General features: G+C 72.6%; 13 protein-coding genes and 1 pseudogene. 3 read left to right on the top strand and 11 right to left on the bottom strand.

The window, feature by feature from the left end; genetic code table 11:
• From G6R25_RS26975 to G6R25_RS12585, 3 genes are all read right to left on the bottom strand, one after another.
• Positions 1–3,676: vitamin B12-dependent ribonucleotide reductase (locus G6R25_RS26975; RefSeq protein WP_163553124.1), on the bottom strand; the 3,676-nt coding region annotated here is incomplete at its 3' end.
• A gap of 382 nt (positions 3,677–4,058) precedes the next feature.
• On the bottom strand, positions 4,059–4,874 hold the full coding sequence (gene nrdR, locus G6R25_RS31455; RefSeq protein ID WP_136446993.1) for a transcriptional regulator NrdR: 816 nt from the start codon (positions 4,872–4,874) through the stop codon (positions 4,059–4,061).
• 303 nt (positions 4,875–5,177) lie between these two features.
• Positions 5,178–5,501 (bottom strand): LysM peptidoglycan-binding domain-containing protein, encoded by a 324-nt coding sequence (locus G6R25_RS12585; protein WP_163553125.1) that lies wholly within the window; start codon positions 5,499–5,501, stop codon positions 5,178–5,180.
• Positions 5,502–5,991: 490 nt separating this feature from the next.
• Here G6R25_RS12585 and lexA point away from each other — a divergent pair, with 490 nt between their 5' ends.
• A complete protein-coding gene (gene lexA / locus G6R25_RS12590) occupies positions 5,992–6,753 on the top strand; it encodes a transcriptional repressor LexA (RefSeq protein ID WP_163553126.1) in 762 nt (253 codons plus the stop codon).
• 104 nt (positions 6,754–6,857) lie between these two features.
• Here lexA and hflX read toward each other — a convergent pair whose 3' ends face one another.
• A complete protein-coding gene (gene hflX, locus G6R25_RS12595) occupies positions 6,858–8,318 on the bottom strand; it encodes a GTPase HflX (protein ID WP_163553127.1) in 1,461 nt (486 codons plus the stop codon).
• A gap of 243 nt (positions 8,319–8,561) precedes the next feature.
• Between hflX and G6R25_RS26980 the strand changes: the two genes are divergently transcribed.
• Positions 8,562–8,984: a DUF6597 domain-containing transcriptional factor gene (locus tag G6R25_RS26980; protein ID WP_235948219.1), complete on the top strand. Its 423-nt coding sequence runs from the start codon at positions 8,562–8,564 to the stop codon at positions 8,982–8,984.
• Between the two features lie 168 nt (positions 8,985–9,152).
• Positions 9,153–9,272: pseudogene (locus G6R25_RS26985) on the top strand (helix-turn-helix domain-containing protein); the annotation flags it as partial.
• A 55-nt stretch (positions 9,273–9,327) separates the two neighbouring features.
• On the opposite strand, the gene G6R25_RS12605 reads toward G6R25_RS26985, so the two are convergent.
• From G6R25_RS12605 to miaB, 7 genes are all read right to left on the bottom strand, one after another.
• Positions 9,328–9,738 (bottom strand): VOC family protein, encoded by a 411-nt coding sequence (locus G6R25_RS12605; protein ID WP_136446996.1) that lies wholly within the window; start codon positions 9,736–9,738, stop codon positions 9,328–9,330.
• Positions 9,739–9,830: 92 nt separating this feature from the next.
• Positions 9,831–10,742 carry a diaminopimelate epimerase gene (dapF, locus tag G6R25_RS12610; protein WP_163553128.1) on the bottom strand — a complete coding sequence of 304 codons (912 nt, stop codon included), beginning with the start codon at positions 10,740–10,742 and terminating at the stop codon, positions 9,831–9,833.
• 42 nt (positions 10,743–10,784) lie between these two features.
• A complete protein-coding gene (locus G6R25_RS12615; RefSeq protein ID WP_163553129.1) occupies positions 10,785–11,675 on the bottom strand; it encodes an EAL domain-containing protein in 891 nt (296 codons plus the stop codon).
• 108 nt (positions 11,676–11,783) lie between these two features.
• On the bottom strand, positions 11,784–12,695 hold the full coding sequence (gene miaA, locus G6R25_RS12620) for a tRNA (adenosine(37)-N6)-dimethylallyltransferase MiaA (RefSeq protein WP_163553130.1): 912 nt from the start codon (positions 12,693–12,695) through the stop codon (positions 11,784–11,786).
• A 78-nt stretch (positions 12,696–12,773) separates the two neighbouring features.
• Positions 12,774–13,649: an alpha/beta fold hydrolase gene (locus tag G6R25_RS12625; RefSeq protein ID WP_235948221.1), complete on the bottom strand. Its 876-nt coding sequence runs from the start codon at positions 13,647–13,649 to the stop codon at positions 12,774–12,776.
• Between the two features lies 1 nt (position 13,650).
• On the bottom strand, positions 13,651–14,424 hold the full coding sequence (locus G6R25_RS12630; RefSeq protein ID WP_163553131.1) for a class III extradiol dioxygenase subunit B-like domain-containing protein: 774 nt from the start codon (positions 14,422–14,424) through the stop codon (positions 13,651–13,653).
• Entirely contained in the window at positions 14,421–15,998 is a 1,578-nt protein-coding gene (gene miaB, locus G6R25_RS12635; protein ID WP_163553132.1) for a tRNA (N6-isopentenyl adenosine(37)-C2)-methylthiotransferase MiaB, read from the bottom strand. Before miaB ends, G6R25_RS12630 begins: the two co-directional genes overlap by 4 nt.
• Positions 15,999–16,117: the final 119 nt, after the last annotated feature.

Raw genomic sequence — 16,117 nt, forward strand, 5'->3', positions numbered from 1 at the left:
GGTCGGCGACCGCGCGGGTGCGCTCGGCCGCGGTGGAGATGCCGAGCTCGGCGCGACGGTCGGCGTCGAGGTAGTCCAGGGCCAGCCGGCGGAACAGATAGTCCATGATCGACTGGGCGATCCGGACGTCCGGGTCGTCGGTCATCCCGGCCGGCTCGAAACGCATGTTGATGAACTTGCTGACGTAGGCCTCCAGCGGCACCCCGTACTGCAGGCCGATCGAGATCGCGATGGCGAAGGCGTCCATCACCCCGGCCAGGGTGGAGCCCTGCTTCGACATCTTGATGAAGACCTCGCCGAGGCCGTCGTCCGGGTAGGAGCCGGCGGTCAGGTAGCCCTCGGCACCGCCGACGGCGAACGAGACCGTCTGCGACGGGCGGGTCTTCGGCAGCCGCCGGCGCACCGGCCGGTACTCCACCTCGGCGGACACGGCGGACACGGGTGCAGCCAGGGCCGCGGCGGTGGCAGCGCTCGCCGCGGCGTCCCGCTTCGCCCCGCGGACGTCGGACAGCGGCTGGCCGACCTTGCAGTTGTCCCGGTAGATGGCCAGCGCCTTCAGGCCGAGCCGCCAGCCCTCCAGGTAGATCTCCTCGACCTCCTCGACGGTCGCGGTCGACGGCATGTTCACCGTCTTGGAGATCGCGCCGGACAGGAACGACTGCACCGCGGCCATCATCCGCACATGCCCCATCGGGGAGATCGCCCGCTCGCCGATCGCGCAGTCGAACACGTCGTAGTGCTCGAGGCGCAGGCCGGGGGCGTCGACGACGTGGCCGTGCTCGGCGATGTACTCGACGATCGCCTCGAGGGTCTCCTCCGGGTAGCCGAGCGCCCGCAGCGCCGCCGGGACCGTCTGGTTGACGATCCGCATGCTGGCGCCGCCGACCAGCTTCTTCATCTTCACCAGGGCGAGGTCCGGCTCGATGCCGGTGGTGTCGCAGTCCATCGCAAGACCGATCGTGCCGGTCGGGGCGAGCAGGCTGACCTGGGCGTTGCGCCAGCCGTGCTTGTCGCCGACGGTCTGCGCCCGCGACCATTCCTTCGACGCCACGGCGAGCACCCGGGCGTCCTCGGGATGCACCGAGCGCACCATGTCGTTCGCGGCGGAATGCTTGCGCACCACGCGGCGGTGCGCGTCGGCGTTGCGGGCGAAGCCGTCGTAGGCGCCGACGATCCCGGCGAGCTCCGCCGAACGCCGGTAGGCAGTGGCGGTCATCAGCGAGGTGATCGACGCGGCGAGCGCGCGGCCGCCCTCGGAATCGTAGGCGCGGGCGCTGGCCATCAGCAGCGCGCCGAGGTTGGCGTAGCCGATGCCGAGCTGGCGGTAGGCCCGGGTGACCGCGGTGATCTCCGGCGTCGGGAAGTCGGCGAAGCAGATCGAGATGTCCATCGCCGTAATGATCAGCTCGACGGCGACGACGAACGCTTCGGCGTCGAAGGTCCGGTCCGGGCGCAGGAACTTCAGCAGGTTCAGCGAAGCCAGGTTGCAGCTGGAGTTGTCCAGGTGCACATACTCGCTGCACGGGTTGGACGCGCTGATCCGGCCGCTCTCGGGGCAGGTGTGCCAGTCGTTGATCGTGCCGTCGTACTGGATGCCGGGGTCGGCGCAGGCCCACGCCGCCTCGGCGACAGTGCGGAACAGCCCCTTGGCGTCGATCGTCTCGATGGTCCGGCCGTCGAGGCGGGCCCGCAGGTCGAAGGTGGCGCCGTCGACGACGGCCCGCATGAACTCGTCGGTGACCCGGACCGAGTTGTTGGCGTTCTGGTACTGCACGGAGGCGATGTCGCGGCCGCCGAGGTCCATGTCGAACCCGGCGTCGCGCAGCGCCCGGATCTTGTTCTCCTCGCGGGCCTTCGTCTCGACGAACTCGACGATGTCCGGGTGGTCGACGTCGAGGACGACCATCTTCGCGGCCCGCCGGGTCGCCCCGCCCGACTTGATCGTGCCCGCCGAGGCGTCGGCGCCGCGCATGAAGCTGACCGGGCCGGACGCGGTGCCGCCGGAGGACAGCAGCTCCTTCGACGAGCGGATGCGGGACAGGTTCAGCCCGGCCCCCGAACCGCCCTTGAAGATCAGCCCTTCCTCGCGGTACCAGTTGAGAATCGACTCCATGGTGTCGTCCACGGAGAGGATGAAGCAGTTGTGCACGCGCAGCCCGGCGGAGAGGTACTCACCGCTGTCGGTCTGGATGTCGTAGACCTCCATCGGCCCGCGCGGCTCGATCCGGGCGATCTCCAGCCGCTTCACCGGCTTCGCCGCCCGGCCGGGCTGGTCAAAAGACGCCTCCAACTTGCCGGCCTTCACCGGATCGACGAAACCGATCTCGTCCGCGAACGTCCGCCGGTCGCCTGCGTTCTGGACGCCCAGGCTCCACAGGTCGTGCCGGTTGGGGCGCGGGTCGGCCTTGCGGCGCACCCGGGAGAAGATGCCGAACCGCGCCAGCAGGGCCTGCGCTTCCCGGATCAGCTCCTCGCTGATCCGGTCCAGTCCGACCAGGGTGGAGCGCTCGCGGCGGGACACGTAGCCGTCCGCCTGGAACAGGCTGCGCAGGTAGGCGGCCACAACCGGCAGGGGTGCGGCGAACAGCCGGGCCGGGACCCGCATCTCGACGCCGCGGTCGCGCAGGCCCCAGGCCTCGACGAACTCCGAGAGCACCGTCCCGTAGAGCCGCAGGCGTCGGCAGTCAAGCGCCGGATTCTGGGTCGACACCCAGCTCTCGTGGCGGTGCACGCCGGGCAGGACGGCGTCGACGGCGGCGGTCACCCAGGCACGCTCGGCGTCGGTCACCGTCATCGCCTCGATGGTCAGCGACGAGTTCGTCCCCGTGTACTGACCGACGAACCCGTCCGCCTGCAGCCAGCCGGCGAGCGCGGCCTCGGCTATCTCCCGGGAGGTGATCTCGCGTTCCCCCGGGGCGACGGTGCGATGCCATTCGAGCTGGTCACCGGCCCGCAGGGTACCGGCAGGCACGAACGCTCCGGTGCCCTCACCCGAGCTGTGCCACACCAGGTGGTCGGCCGTGACGTCGAGCGCGTGACCGGCCTTCGTCCAGATCCGCAGGACGTCCTTGACGCCGTTGGCCTTGGTCGCGATGACCCGGGTGAGGCCGTCTGCGTCGTGGACCTTGCGGCCCACCGCGTCCGTCTGCACCAGCTCGCCGATGGGCACGAGGCCGTCCGGCGTGCTGACCAGGGCGTCGTAGGGCTGGCACGCTGAGACTTGCTGAGGCGCCGTGGTTCCGACGTTGAACCACACCGGGGAGTTGAAGCTGAACACCTGGTGGAGCAGCATCCAGGTCAGCTCGTGCTCGAAGGTCTCGGCGTCGGCGTCGGTGGCGAAGTAGCCGTGCTCGCGGCCGCCGGCGGTGTAGGCGTGCACCACCCGGTCGATGAGCTGGCGCAGGGAGGACTCGCGGGTCGGCGTGCCCAGCGCCCCACGGAAGTACTTGCTCGTCACGATGTTCGACGCGTTGACCGACCAGAACTCGGGGAACTCCACCCCGCGCTGCTCGAAGTTGACCGAGCCGTCCCGCCAGTTGGTCATGACGACGTCCCGGGTCTCCCAGGTGACCTCGTCGTACGGATGCACGCCGGCGGTGGTGCGCGAGCGCCGGATCTTCAGTCCGCCCGCCCTGGCCGCAAACCTGCCCGCCTTCGTGCCTCGACTTTCGGTCATGACGCTCCTCGTCCTGTCTTCTCGTCGGCGCGCGCTGGCGCACTGGTGGTGGGCATCCCCGCCCGGGCCCGACCCACTGCACGCGTGGACGGTGGACCGTGGGCGAATCGGCGTGCCGGCCGGCGCGTGACCCGGGCGGTCGACCGGGTCACGCAGGGAACGGCACGCATGAGGAACACGCCGAACCCGGCGGTCCGGGCCGCCTCCCGGCGCCGTCCCACCCCGCCTTGGCCGGGCAGGGGTGACGGGCAGGGCGCGCGAAACCGGGTCGCGCGGGATCGGACGCCCACGCCGGCCGGGTCAGGTCATCCCGGGCCGGCGGGGCGGCGGAGCTGTTACCGGGTCTGGCGGGACGTGGCCTCGGCGGTCCCGCGGCGACCCGTCAGGTTCGGGTGGCCGGCGACGCGCCGCGCACAACGCGCGCCGGGCCGGCCTCACACTCCCCCGCGGCCGGCTCGGCCTGACCGAGCCCGCCCTCGACGATGTTCAACTGGTTCCCGCCACCGCGGCTGGCCGGGGTTTGCGGATCTTCTCGGACGGCGGCAAGCGGGTCCTGGCCCGAGCGGGCGGGGCGTTGCGTATCCGAGCCGGCCCGCCGGCCGCCGGGCGACGGGCCCACGGGACCCGGGGGGCCCGCGCGCTGGGACGGGTCCGCCGGATCAGCGAGCGACCCGCCGACGGGACGGACGGCCCGCTCGTCGGGCTCGTCCAGGTCGTCAACCTTCTCCGTCGCGGCGCCGCGACGGGCGCCGGACGTCTCGGCCCGCAGCGCCACGATCGCGCTCTCGAAGTCTCCGAGCGACTCGAAGGCCAGGTACACCGAGGCAAAGCGGAGGTACGCCACCTCGTCGAGCTCGCGGAGGGGGCCGAGGATCGCCCGACCGATCGCCTCCGCGGGGACCTCCGCCGAACCCGAGGAACGCACGGCGTCCTCCACCCGCTGCGCGAGCAGCGCGAGATCGTCACCGCGCACCGGCCGGCCCTGACAGGCCTTGCGTACCCCGGCGATCACCTTCGCACGGCTGAACGACTCCGCCACGCCGCTGCGCTTGAGTACCCGCAGCGACGCCTCCTCCATGGTGGTGAACCGGCGACCGCACGACAGGCAGGATCGCCGCCGCCGGATCGCCGAGCCCTCCTCGGCCTCGCGGCTGTCGACGACGCGGCTGTCCGGATGCCGGCAGAACGGGCATCGCATGCGATACGCCTCCTTCGTCCGATCCGGCGCGGACCGCCCGGCGCGACGGGATGACGGGCCGTGTGCCGCCCACCGGGCGCTCACCATGGACGGGTCACCCGCGCCCCTGTGGAAAGCCTGTGCATCAAGCTGTGGATGACTTACACCCTCGTAAGCACCAGATGTTGTGTTCAACCTAGCGCACAACCCCATCCATGGGGACACCGACCCCCCGTGTGCCACACGAGGACATCAGTCCGCGGGGGACACCGCAACCCTGCGCAAGGGCGCCTGACCCGCCCACCGCCGCCGGAAACCGGCCCGTCACCACGGCGAGCAGCCGACCGCCGATCGAGACCGGACGGTGGCGGACCGGACCGGACCGGACGGACCAGCCCGCGGTGATTCAACCCAGCGGCAGGAACTGGCCGGGGTGAGTTCAACCGAGGCGAGGTGGTTGATCCGCCGCAACCGATCCACGACCGTGCGGGTGTCGACGTCGGGATCGAACGCGACGGCGATCTCCCACAACGTCTCCCCGGCGAGGACCAGATGACCCCGCGGCGGCTCGCCCGACCACGCCATCGAGGCCCGCGGCAGGACCAGCACCATCGCCGCGGCGATGGCCAGCGCGACGACGACTACCACGACCGCCCGGCCGCGGCGGGTCAGCCGCAGCGGCGGCAGCGGGCGGCCGGCATCGCGGCCGGGCCACCCGGATCCCCACCGGGCCGCCCGCCGACCGGTTCCGGGCCCGGCGTGCCGCCCGCTCCCGGGCAGCTGCCAGATCGATCACCTGCGGCGTGTACGCGCTGTGCACCGAATCCTCCCAAGGCGCTCGGACCGCGTCGCCGACGCCGCAAACTCCCGTTCGGTCGAACTCCTGATCGATTGTCGCACCGGAGTCCCGCCGAGGGAAGGGACACACTCGAACAGACGTTTGAGATTCCACGACGAGGCGGTTACCGTCGAGACGATCAGGTTCGCATCGGGCGGTTTCCCCGGTCGCGGACAGCCGGGCGCCATGGGGGGTGCCGGTCTCGCCGGGCGAGGCCGACAACCGTGCGGCCGCCCGGCCCACGGCGACCGAGCCGCAACCGAACGGCGACGGAGTACGCGACGAGGAGAGCGGTAGGCGATGACCAGCCAAGGCAGGGGTACACGCCGGGGCGGAGCCCGCGGCAACGTGCGGTCCTTCCCCGAAAACCCCGCGGACACAGCCGGACTGACCCCCCGGCAGCGCAAGGTGCTCGAGGTCATCCGGGCCGAGGTGGAGCGGCGCGGGTACCCGCCCAGTGTGCGGGAGATCGGTGAGGCGGTGGGGCTGACCAGCACGAGCAGCGTGGCGCATCAGCTCAAGGCGCTAGAGGAGAAGGGCTATCTGCGCCGGGACCCGAACCGCCCGCGGGCCATGGAGGTGCTCAGCCCCGATCGGCCGCGGCGCAAGGCCGACTCCGGCGCGGCGGTGGTTTCCACGTTCCCGGGCACCGGAACCGCCCCGGCCGCCGGGGCGAGTGGTGAGGCGTCCACGGCCTACGTGCCGGTCCTCGGGCGGATCGCCGCCGGCGGTCCGATCCTGGCCGAGCAGGCGGTCGAGGACGTCTTCCCGCTGCCGAAGGAGATCGTCGGCGAGGGCACCCTGTTCCTGCTCCGGGTTGTCGGCGAATCGATGATCAACGCGGCAATCTGTGACGGAGACTGGGTGGTGGTCCGCCAGCAGCCGGTCGCGGACAACGGCGAGATCGTCGCCGCGATGATCGACGGCGAGGCGACCGTCAAGCGGCTACGCGTCCGCGACGGCAAGGTCTGGCTGCACCCGGAGAACCCGACGTTCAACGACATCCCGGGCGAGGAGGCGACGATCCTCGGGCGGATCGTCGCCGTGCTGCGCCGAGTCTGACCGTGGACGGCCGGCCGCGCGAGGCGGCCGGCCGGTTCGGCTGCAGTGGGACGAGCGGAATGCCGCCGCCGATCAGGTCGCCCCGGGGCGACCGCAGCGGCGGTTCAGGGTTGGAACGTGTGCAGCTCCGCGGCGAGCGACGGGGACACCCTCGCGAGCAGTAGGGTGCCGTCCGCGGTGTGCTCCAGCTTGAGCACCTCGCCGTGGGCGTGCACCCGGGAGACGAGATCGCCCCGCGTGTAGGGAACGAGGACCTTCATCTCCACGTCGGGGTGGGGAACCCGGGCGCTCAGGGCGTCGACGAGCGCGGTCAGCCCCTCCCCCGTGCGTGCCGAGACGAAGACCGCGTCGGGCGCGAGCTGGCGCAGACCGGCGAGGACGGTCGGCTCGGTCGCGTCGACCTTGTTCACGACGATCAGCTCGGTCACGTCGCCCGCGTCGATGTCGTTGAGCACCTCGCGCACGGCCGAGATCTGGGCGGCCGGGTCGGGGGCGGAGCCGTCGACGACGTGCAGGATGAGGTCCGCGTCGGCGACCTCCTCCAGGGTCGAGCGGAACGCCTCGACGATCTGGTGCGGGAGGTGCCGGACGAAACCGACGGTGTCGGTGAGGGTGAACGCCCGGCCGTCCGGCAGCGTCGCGCGCCGCACGGTGGGGTCCAGCGTGGCGAACAGCGCGTCCTCAACCAGGACGCCGGCGCCGGTCAGGCGGTTGAGCAGCGAGGACTTGCCGGCGTTGGTGTAGCCGGCGATCGCCACCGCGGGCACCTCGCCGCGCCGGCGGGCCGAGCGCTTCGTCTCCCGCACGGTCGCCATCCCGGCGAGCTCCCGACGTAGGCGCGCCATCCGGGCCCGCAGCCGTCGACGATCTGTCTCGATCTTCGTCTCACCGGGTCCGCGGGTACCGATGGGCGCGCGCCCACCGCCGCTGGCCGCGGCGCGTGACATCGACTCACCCCAGCCGCGCAGGCGGGGCAGCATGTACTGGAGCTGGGCGAGCTCGACCTGCGCCTTGCCCTCCCGAGACGTCGCATGTTGGGCGAAAATGTCCAGAATCAGCGCGGTCCGGTCGATAACCTTGACCTTGACGACCTCCTCCAACTGGCGGAGCTGGCCCGGGGTCAGCTCACCGTCGCAGATGACCGTGTCCGCACCGGTCGCGGTGACAACCTCGGCGAGCTCGCGCGCCTTGCCGGAGCCGACGAAGGTCGCGGCGTCCGGCCGGTCGCGGCGCTGCACGAGCGCGTCGAGCACGACCGAACCCGCGGTGGTGGCGAGGGCGGCGAGCTCGGTCATGGAGGCCTCGGCCGACCGCAGCGAACCCGACGTCCACACGCCGATGAGGACGACCTGCTCCAGTCTCAGCTGGCGGTACTCGACCTCGGTGACGTCGTCGAGGTCGGTGGCCAGACCGGGCACGCGGCGCAGTGCCGCACGCTCCTCCAGGTCAAAGCCATCCCCCGAATCATCGTAAAAACCCGAGAGATACGCCGAATCGGAATCGGCGGGTTCGATGAGGGATCTGTCAAAAGTGGACGCCGTCAGGGCGTCGGCAGGAAAAATCATACCATCCGTTCTCAACGCGCACTCGCTGTCGCGAATTCCACGCCGCTTCGTCCGGCCAGGTCACGCGCACGTTCCGGCGACCTGATGAGGTCCGGGGGAAGGGCGGGCGGGCCGCCGTTCCCCTTGCGGAATCATCCCGTCTCCCACCAGGGTCCCACGCCGCCATGACGATCGCGAACGGTTTAGCCGGCTCGACGCGGTGACCTCGCCCCGGGTGCGACCTGGCCGCGTACCGTCGACGCCGTGTACTGGGAACGGCCGGCGAGCCGGCTGCCAGCGACGCTGTGGTCCGCCGCCGGCCCGTCCGGGCCCGCCACCGACCTCGATCCGGCCGGTGCCGGACCGCCGCGGCGACACCCGCCGGCGGGCGAACCATCCCCTTTCGGGCAAGCCACGCAGATCCACCGGATCCTGCCGGACGGCTGCATCGACATCATCTGGAGTTCCGACGGCCGCCTGATCGTCGCCGGCCCGGACACGGTCGCCAAGCTCGCCCGGTGGGCGCCCGGGGTGCGCCACATCGGCCTGCGCTTCGACCCCGGCCGCGGGCCGGCCAGACTCGGGGTTCCCGCCGCCGAGCTGCGCGACCGCCGAAACGGAGCTCGCCGACCTGTGGGGCGCGGGGCCGGCGCGCCGGCTCACCGAACGGCTCGCAGACGCGGGTGATCCGGCACTGGTGCTCGAGTCGTCCGTCGCCGCCGGCCCCGGCATCCGAGGCTGGGCGATCCGCTGGTCCCGGCGATCGTCGCTGGGATCCGGGACGGATCACCGGTGGCGGACATGGCGCGCGCTGCCGCGCTCAGCGAACGCCAGCTGCTGCGCCGCTGTCAGCAGATGTTCGGCTACGGCCCGAAGACGCTCGCCCGCATCCTGCGGCTGCAGGAGGCGGTACGTTCGGCGCGGACCGGCCGGCGCCTGGCGACGGTGGCCGCCGACGCCGGGTACGCCGATCAGGCCCATCTCGCCCGGGATGTACGCGCCCTCACCGGGGTCGCGCTGACCAGCCTGCTCAGGGCGTCGGCGCGGCCGGTAGCGGGGCGAACAGGTCGACGTGGTTGCCGTCGGGGTCGAGGACGGTCGCATAACGCTGACCCCAGAAGGCATCCCAGGGCGGCAGGTGGCCGCGGTGGCCGGCGGCGAGCAGGTCGGTGTGGATCGCGTCGACCTCGGCGGGGCTGTCGCAGGCGAAGGCCAGGCTCACCCGCCCGACACCGCCGGACGCCGGCGTCCAGGCCGGGTCGAAGGAACGGATCGTCTCCTCGGTGTCGAAGGCCAGACGCAGGCCGCCGGGCAGAGTCACCTCGACGTGCGGTTCGGTCTCGGCGCCGGCCGGCAGGTCGAGCCCGAGCAGGCGGTAGAAGGCCAGGCTGCGCGCCATGTCAGCGACGATCAGGCCGGTGAGGTTGAACGTGGATGGCATGAACGCAACGTAGGACGGCCCAGGCCGGGCGGTCTTGTCGGAATCGGACGTCGTCGTCCGCGAACATGCCCCAGCCCGTCCCGGCATCGGGGTCAGGACGCGTGGGCGGGGCTCGGTAGCCCCGCGGCCGCCGGGCGCAGGACGCCGTCGAAGACGAGCTCGGCCGGCCCCCGCAGCAGCACGGTGTCGGAACTCCAGACGACCACCAGGCCGCCGCCGGGAACGTCGACCTCGACCTCGACCACCGACGCCGCGCTCTCCCCAACCGCAGGGGCCGCGGGACGCAGGCCGCGGCGGGCGGCCCAGGCCACCGCGACGGCGCACGCGCCGGTGCCGCAGGAGGCCGTCTCCCCGACCCCGCGTTCGTGGACCCGCATGGCGACCCCGCCCGGCCGGTCCACGACGATCTCGACGTTCACCCCGTCCGGGAAGTCCACCGGGGAGAAGGCGGGGGGACGGGTCAGGTCGAGGCCGCGCAGCGCGGGCACGTCAAGATTGTCGGCGAAGCAGACCGCGTGCGGGTTACCCATCGACACCCCGACCGCCGTGAAGTCGCGGTCGGCGACAGACACCGCGGGCCCGGGCCCGGCGGACAGGCGCGGCGGGCCCATGTCGACCGTGACGTCCCCTTCGGCCGGCACCTCCACGAGCCGCAGGCCGGCCCGGGTCGCGATGGTGAACCGGCCGGGCTGGGCGTAGCCCGCGGCCACTAGGTAGCGGGCGAACACCCGGGCACCGTTGCCGCACATCTCAGCGATGGACCCGTCGGCGTTGCGGTAGTCCATGAACCAGCGGGCGGTGCCGGCAAGCGAGGCGGCCTCGGGAACCGCGGCGGACAACACGACCCGCAGAACCCCGTCCGCGCCGACGCCCAGGCGCCGGTCGCACACCGCGCGGACCAGGTCCGCGGTGAGCTCGAGGTCGCCATCCGGGTCGGGAAGCACGACGAAGTCGTTGCCCGTGCCGTGGCCCTTGACGAAGCGCAGCTGCCGGTCGTCCCGCACGAGGCGATCGTACGGCTCACCCGGCCGGGCCGCCGCCTCGCCTCATCCCCCGGCGGCGCGCACCCATTCCCGCATCCGCTCGTCGGTGCGCGCCGGGGGCTTGTACCAGCGATCCGGACGGCCCCGACCCAGCGCGATCAGCCGGGCGTCCTCCACCGGGACCGGCGGGCAGAACACCGGCCCGATCGCCCGGTCGCAGCCGAAATCGACTACCCGGGCAGCCAGCCGGGCGGTGTCCACTCCGTCGGCGACCACGGTGAGCCGCCGTTGGTGGGCCAGCCGGGCGATCGCCGCGACGATCGCCTCCCCCTCCAGGTCCCGCATCGTCGCCCGCAGGAAGACGCCGTCGAGCTTGACGAGGTCCAGGGGTAGCAGGTCGAACATCGCCAACGACCCGAACCAGGTACCGAACGACTCGACGGCGATCGCGACGCCGAGGGCACGCAGCCGCTCCAGCAGGCGGGGCACCACCGGCGCGGCGAGCCCGAGGTCCCGCTCGCTGAGCTCCAGGCCGATCGCCCCCGCCGGCAGGAGCCGGCGCGAGAGCAGCCGGTCGATTTCGGCGACGAAGGCCGGGCTGGCGAGCTGGCGTCCGTCGACGTTCACCCAAAGCCGGGGCGGGCGAATCGGCGTGCCCGCGGCCATTCGATGCCAGGTACGCGCCTCGGTCACCGCCATCCGCAGGACCCACTGGTCGACCTGGTGGACGAGGCCGGCGGCGGCGGCGATCGGCATGAACTCCGCCGGGCCGAGCACGCCGCGCTCGGGATGCTGCCAACGCGGGTGGGCTTCCATTCCCGGAACCGACCCGTTTCGCAGGTCCACCTCGGGCTGGAAATGCAATCGTAACGAACCATCGTCGAAAGCGGCATAGAGGGCGGGAACAAGTGTCAGGTCGGGTGGGGAACCGGCAGCAGCGGAGGGCGCGGTCACATCGATCTCTCCAGACGCCGAGCGGGACCGGCCGCTGCGCGCCGGGCGCCGGCGGCGCCACGGTTCAGCGCCGGCCCGTCCCCCTGGAGCAGTCTGACCAATCACCCGTCAGAGCGAACCCACCAGCCGCAGCACCTGGGTGACATCCGGTTGGTCCAGCCAGACTATCCGCTCGTCCCGGCAAAACCAGGACCTTTGCCGTCGGGCAAAGCGCCGCGTCGCAGTAATTGTGGCCAGCTTGGCCTCCTCGGCGGAGTCCATTGCTCCGTCAAACCAGGCAAGCAGTTGAGCGTATCCCAGCGCACGGGACGCCGTACGGCCTTCCCTGAGGCCCTTTCCTATCAACCCCCGCACTTCATCGGGAAAACCAGCACCCCACATTCTCTCCACCCGTCCGGCGATGCGATCGTCCAGGTCGGTCCGGTCCACCCCGATCTGGACGACGTCGTAGACGGATCGGTGCTCGGGCAGGGTGGCTTCGAAGGTTCCGGTCAGCTCGACGACCTCCAGCGCGCGCACGATCCGACGACCGTTGGTGGGCAGGATCGCCTCCGCGGCCCGCGGCGCGCGCCGCGCCAGCTCACCGTGCAGCGCCGGCGCACCGCGGCTGGCCAGCTCCCGCTCCCAGCGCGCCCGCACGGCCGGATCGGTGCCCGGGAAGGTCAGATCGTCGAGGGCGGCGCGCAGGTACAGCCCGGAGCCGCCGACGAGCACCGGGGTCCGGCCGGCCCTGAGCAGGTCGCCGATCACCCGCCTGGCGTCGGCCTGGAAGCTGGCAACGTCGGCGGCGCGCGTCACGTCCCACACGTCGAGCAGGTGGTGGGGCACGCCGCGGCGCTGCGCCGGCGGGACCTTGGCGGTGCCGATGTCCATCCCGCGGTACAGCTGCATCGAGTCGGCGTTGACGACCTCACCGCCGAGCGCGAGCGCGAGCGCGATGCCGAGATCGCTCTTGCCCGCGGCCGTCGGCCCCACCACCGCCACCACCGGTCCCGGCCGGGACCGCTCCCGCGTACTCATCTTCCCGATCGTGCCACGCCCCCGCCGCGGCACCGCAGCGCCCGCCCGGTCCACGTCCCCGGCCAAGCGGCCGGGCGGTCAGGCGACCCCGGAGCTGGCCCCGGAGCTGGCCTCGGCGACGGCGGAGGCCGCGCGCCGCGCCGGCACGCCCGGCATCCGCCAGAACCCCACCAGCGCGGCGACCAGCGCGTCCGGGGCGTCGGCCGCCGGGTCGTGCCGGGCACCCGGCAGCACCTCGTAGCGGGCCGCGAGCCGGCGGGCCATGTCAGCCTGCACGGCTGCCGGCCAACCGTCGTCACCGTCACCGTGTGTAACCAGTACTGGCAGGCCCGCGCCGCGAGCAACCGCCGCCAGCTCCGCGACCCGGTCGGGAGTGTCGAGTAGATGCTGGGCGATCGCCACCAGGCAAGCCTGGTTGTGCGCGAAGAACCGCTGGCGCAGGAAGTCGGCCGTCGGCGCCGGACGGGGCCGCTCCACCGCGTGCAGCGCCGCCCACACCGCGGCCGACCCGCCCCGCTCCAGGACCAGCCGAATCGTGCGCAACGCGGCCTGACGACGCCCGACGATGCCGGCGGGTCCGGAGGACAGCAGGGTCAACGAGCGCATCCGGCCTGGGTCGGCGATGACCGCTGCGCGGGCGACGAGGCCGCCGAAGCTGTGCCCGACCAGATGTGCAGGCCCGGCGCCGAGCGCGTCGATCACGCGATGGACGTCGTCGGCGAACGCCTCCAGGCTGTACGCGGCGATCTCGTCCGGGCCGGGCGACTCGTGCTGGCCCCGCAGGTCAAGCGCGGTCACGGCGAATCCCGCAGCGGCCAGCGCCGGCAGGATCGGCAGGAAGTCCTCCTTGCTTGCCGCATATCCGGGCAGCAGGAGGACCGCCGGGGCGACCTCCGGCCCGCAGCGCAACGCGGCGAGGCCGCCGAGATCGGTCCGCCACACACCTACCGGCAACTCAGCCGGACTCCCAACCACGTTGCGCGCCCCCCCGATTCCATACGGCAACCAGATACCCGACACCGTAGGGCGCGTCGTCATAGGTGAGCTCGCTGGACCAGACTTCGGCTGGCGTGTCGTCCCGAGTCGCGGCGAGTAGCGCACCCCCAAGCACCTGCCACGAGGCCCGGCCGGCGGCCAGCAGCTCGGTCGCCAGCGCCGGATCAAGGTCGAGCAGGGCGGCCGGATCGAGTCCGGCCAGAGCCGCCGCGGCGGCGGCGTCGAATGCCGCGGCGCGCTCGTCGAGCCCGCCCGGCGCTTTCAGCGTGCGCCGCGCCGACCCGTCGCCCATGACCAGCAGAGCGAGCCGCTCGCCCCGCCCCACCTGCGCGACGAGGCGCTCACCGAGTCCGGCCGCTGCCCGCGTGGAGTGGCCGGCCGGCACCCCGAGCGCCGAGCGGTCCCCGGACCAGCCGGCGCTCGCCAGCAGCCAGGCACCGACGGTGAGCGACAGGGGTAGCGCTGGCTCCACGATGGCGGCGGGCCCAGCGGCCGACGGCCCGAGCGGCACGCGCAGGTCCACCCCGAAGCCGGCAAGGGACCCCGTCGACTCGGGCCCGTAGCGCGTCTCGGCCGGCGCATCCCCGACCACCACGATGCGGTCCGGCCGCGCGGCGCACAGCCGCCGCACCGCGTCCACCGCGGCGGCGCGGGCCTGGACCTGCTCGCCGCGACCGACCTCGGGGACCAGTAGCGGCGGGTGCGGGCAGACGGCCGCGGCGACGAAGGTCACCGGCGACTTGAGCTCGCCGCCGGGCCCACCGACGGCATGCCGAGAGTGACGGCCTGCCGGGCCGCCGGCTCGCCGCTGTCGGCGAGGGAGGAGGAGGCCGCGGGGGCGGCTCGACCGAGCTCCCAGGCGTCCCCCGCGCGGGTGCGGCGGTAGGACAGCAACGGGCCGTCGGCGGTGAGGTGGTGCGGCGCCGCCCGCGTCACCACAGTCTCGACCACATCGCCGGGCCGCACCGCGGACCCCGAACCGGCCGCACCGGCCACGGGCACGCCAGGACCACCGGACGCGCCGGCCGGATCGCCGCCGGGTGCGGGCTGGACGCCCGAATCCACGCGGAAGTGCACGAGACGCCCGTCCCGCGCCCGGCCGGACAACCGACCGGTGGCGTCGTCCTTGCGACCCTCGCCCTCGGCGACGAGTAGCTCGACCCGCCGACCGACCAGTTCCCGGTTCTGCGCCCAGGAGACCTCGTCCTGCAGTGCGACCAGCCGGGCGTACCGCTCGGCCACCGTGGCCCGGTCGATCTGGCCGTCCATCGTCGCCGCCGGAGTACCCGGGCGCGGGGAGTACTGGAAGGTGAACGCCCCCGAGAAGCGAGCCTGGCGCACGACGTCGAGGGTGTCGGCGAAGTCCGCCTCGGTCTCACCGGGGAATCCGACGATGATGTCGGTGGTGATGGCCGCGTCGGGCATCGCCGCCCGCACCCGTTCGACGATGCCGAGGTACCGGTCCCGGCGGTAGGAGCGGCGCATCCGGCGCAGCACCTCGTCCGAACCGGACTGCAGGGGCATGTGCAACTGGTGGCAGACGTTGGCGGTGGCGGCCATCGCCTCGATGACGTCGTCGGTGAAGTCCCGCGGATGTGGCGAGGTGAAGCGCACCCGCTCCAGGCCGTCGACCCGGCCGCAGGCGATGAGCAGTTTGGCGAACGCGCCCGGATCGCCCAGCGAACGGCCGTAGGAATTCACGTTCTGCCCCAGCAGGGTGATCTCCAACGCCCCCTCGCCGACGAGCGCCTCGACCTCTGCGAGCACGTCACCGGGTCGGCGGTCGCGCTCGCGGCCGCGCAGGCTGGGCACGATGCAGAAGGTGCAGGTGTTGTCGCAGCCCACGCTGATGCTGACCCAGGCCGAGTGGTGGCTGGCCCGCCGCGTCGGCAGCGAGCTCGGGAATACCTCGAGCGCCTCGGCGATCTCCAGCTGGGCCGAGGCGTTGTGCCGGGCCCGTTCCAGCAGCACCGGCAGGCGGTGCAGATTGTTGGTGCCGAACACGACGTCGACCCAGGGGGCGCGGTCGAGGATCGTCGCGCGGTCTTTTTGCGCCAGGCAGCCGCCGACGGCGATCTGCATCCCCGGATGGCCCTTCTTCACCGGGACGAGCTGGCCGAGATTGCCGTACAGCCGGTTGTCGGCGTTTTCCCGCACCGCGCAGGTGTTGAACACGACGACGTCGGCCTCGCTGCCGGGGACGGCGGGGACGTAGCCGGCGGACTCGAGCAGTCCGGAGAGCCGTTCGGAGTCGTGGACGTTCATCTGGCATCCGAACGTGCGTACCTCGTAGCTGCGGCCCTTCACGTCGACCAGCCTACGGCGCGTCGGTTGCGGCCCATCCGGCGACCGACGGCCGCGGCCGACACACGGCTCCCGATCGGGGCCGTGACCAGGGAAGACCATGGTCGGGACGCGGACACACA

Source organism: Candidatus Frankia alpina (assembly GCF_902806485.1).
Classification (GTDB): Bacteria; Actinomycetota; Actinomycetes; order Frankiales; family Frankiaceae; genus Frankia; species Frankia alpina.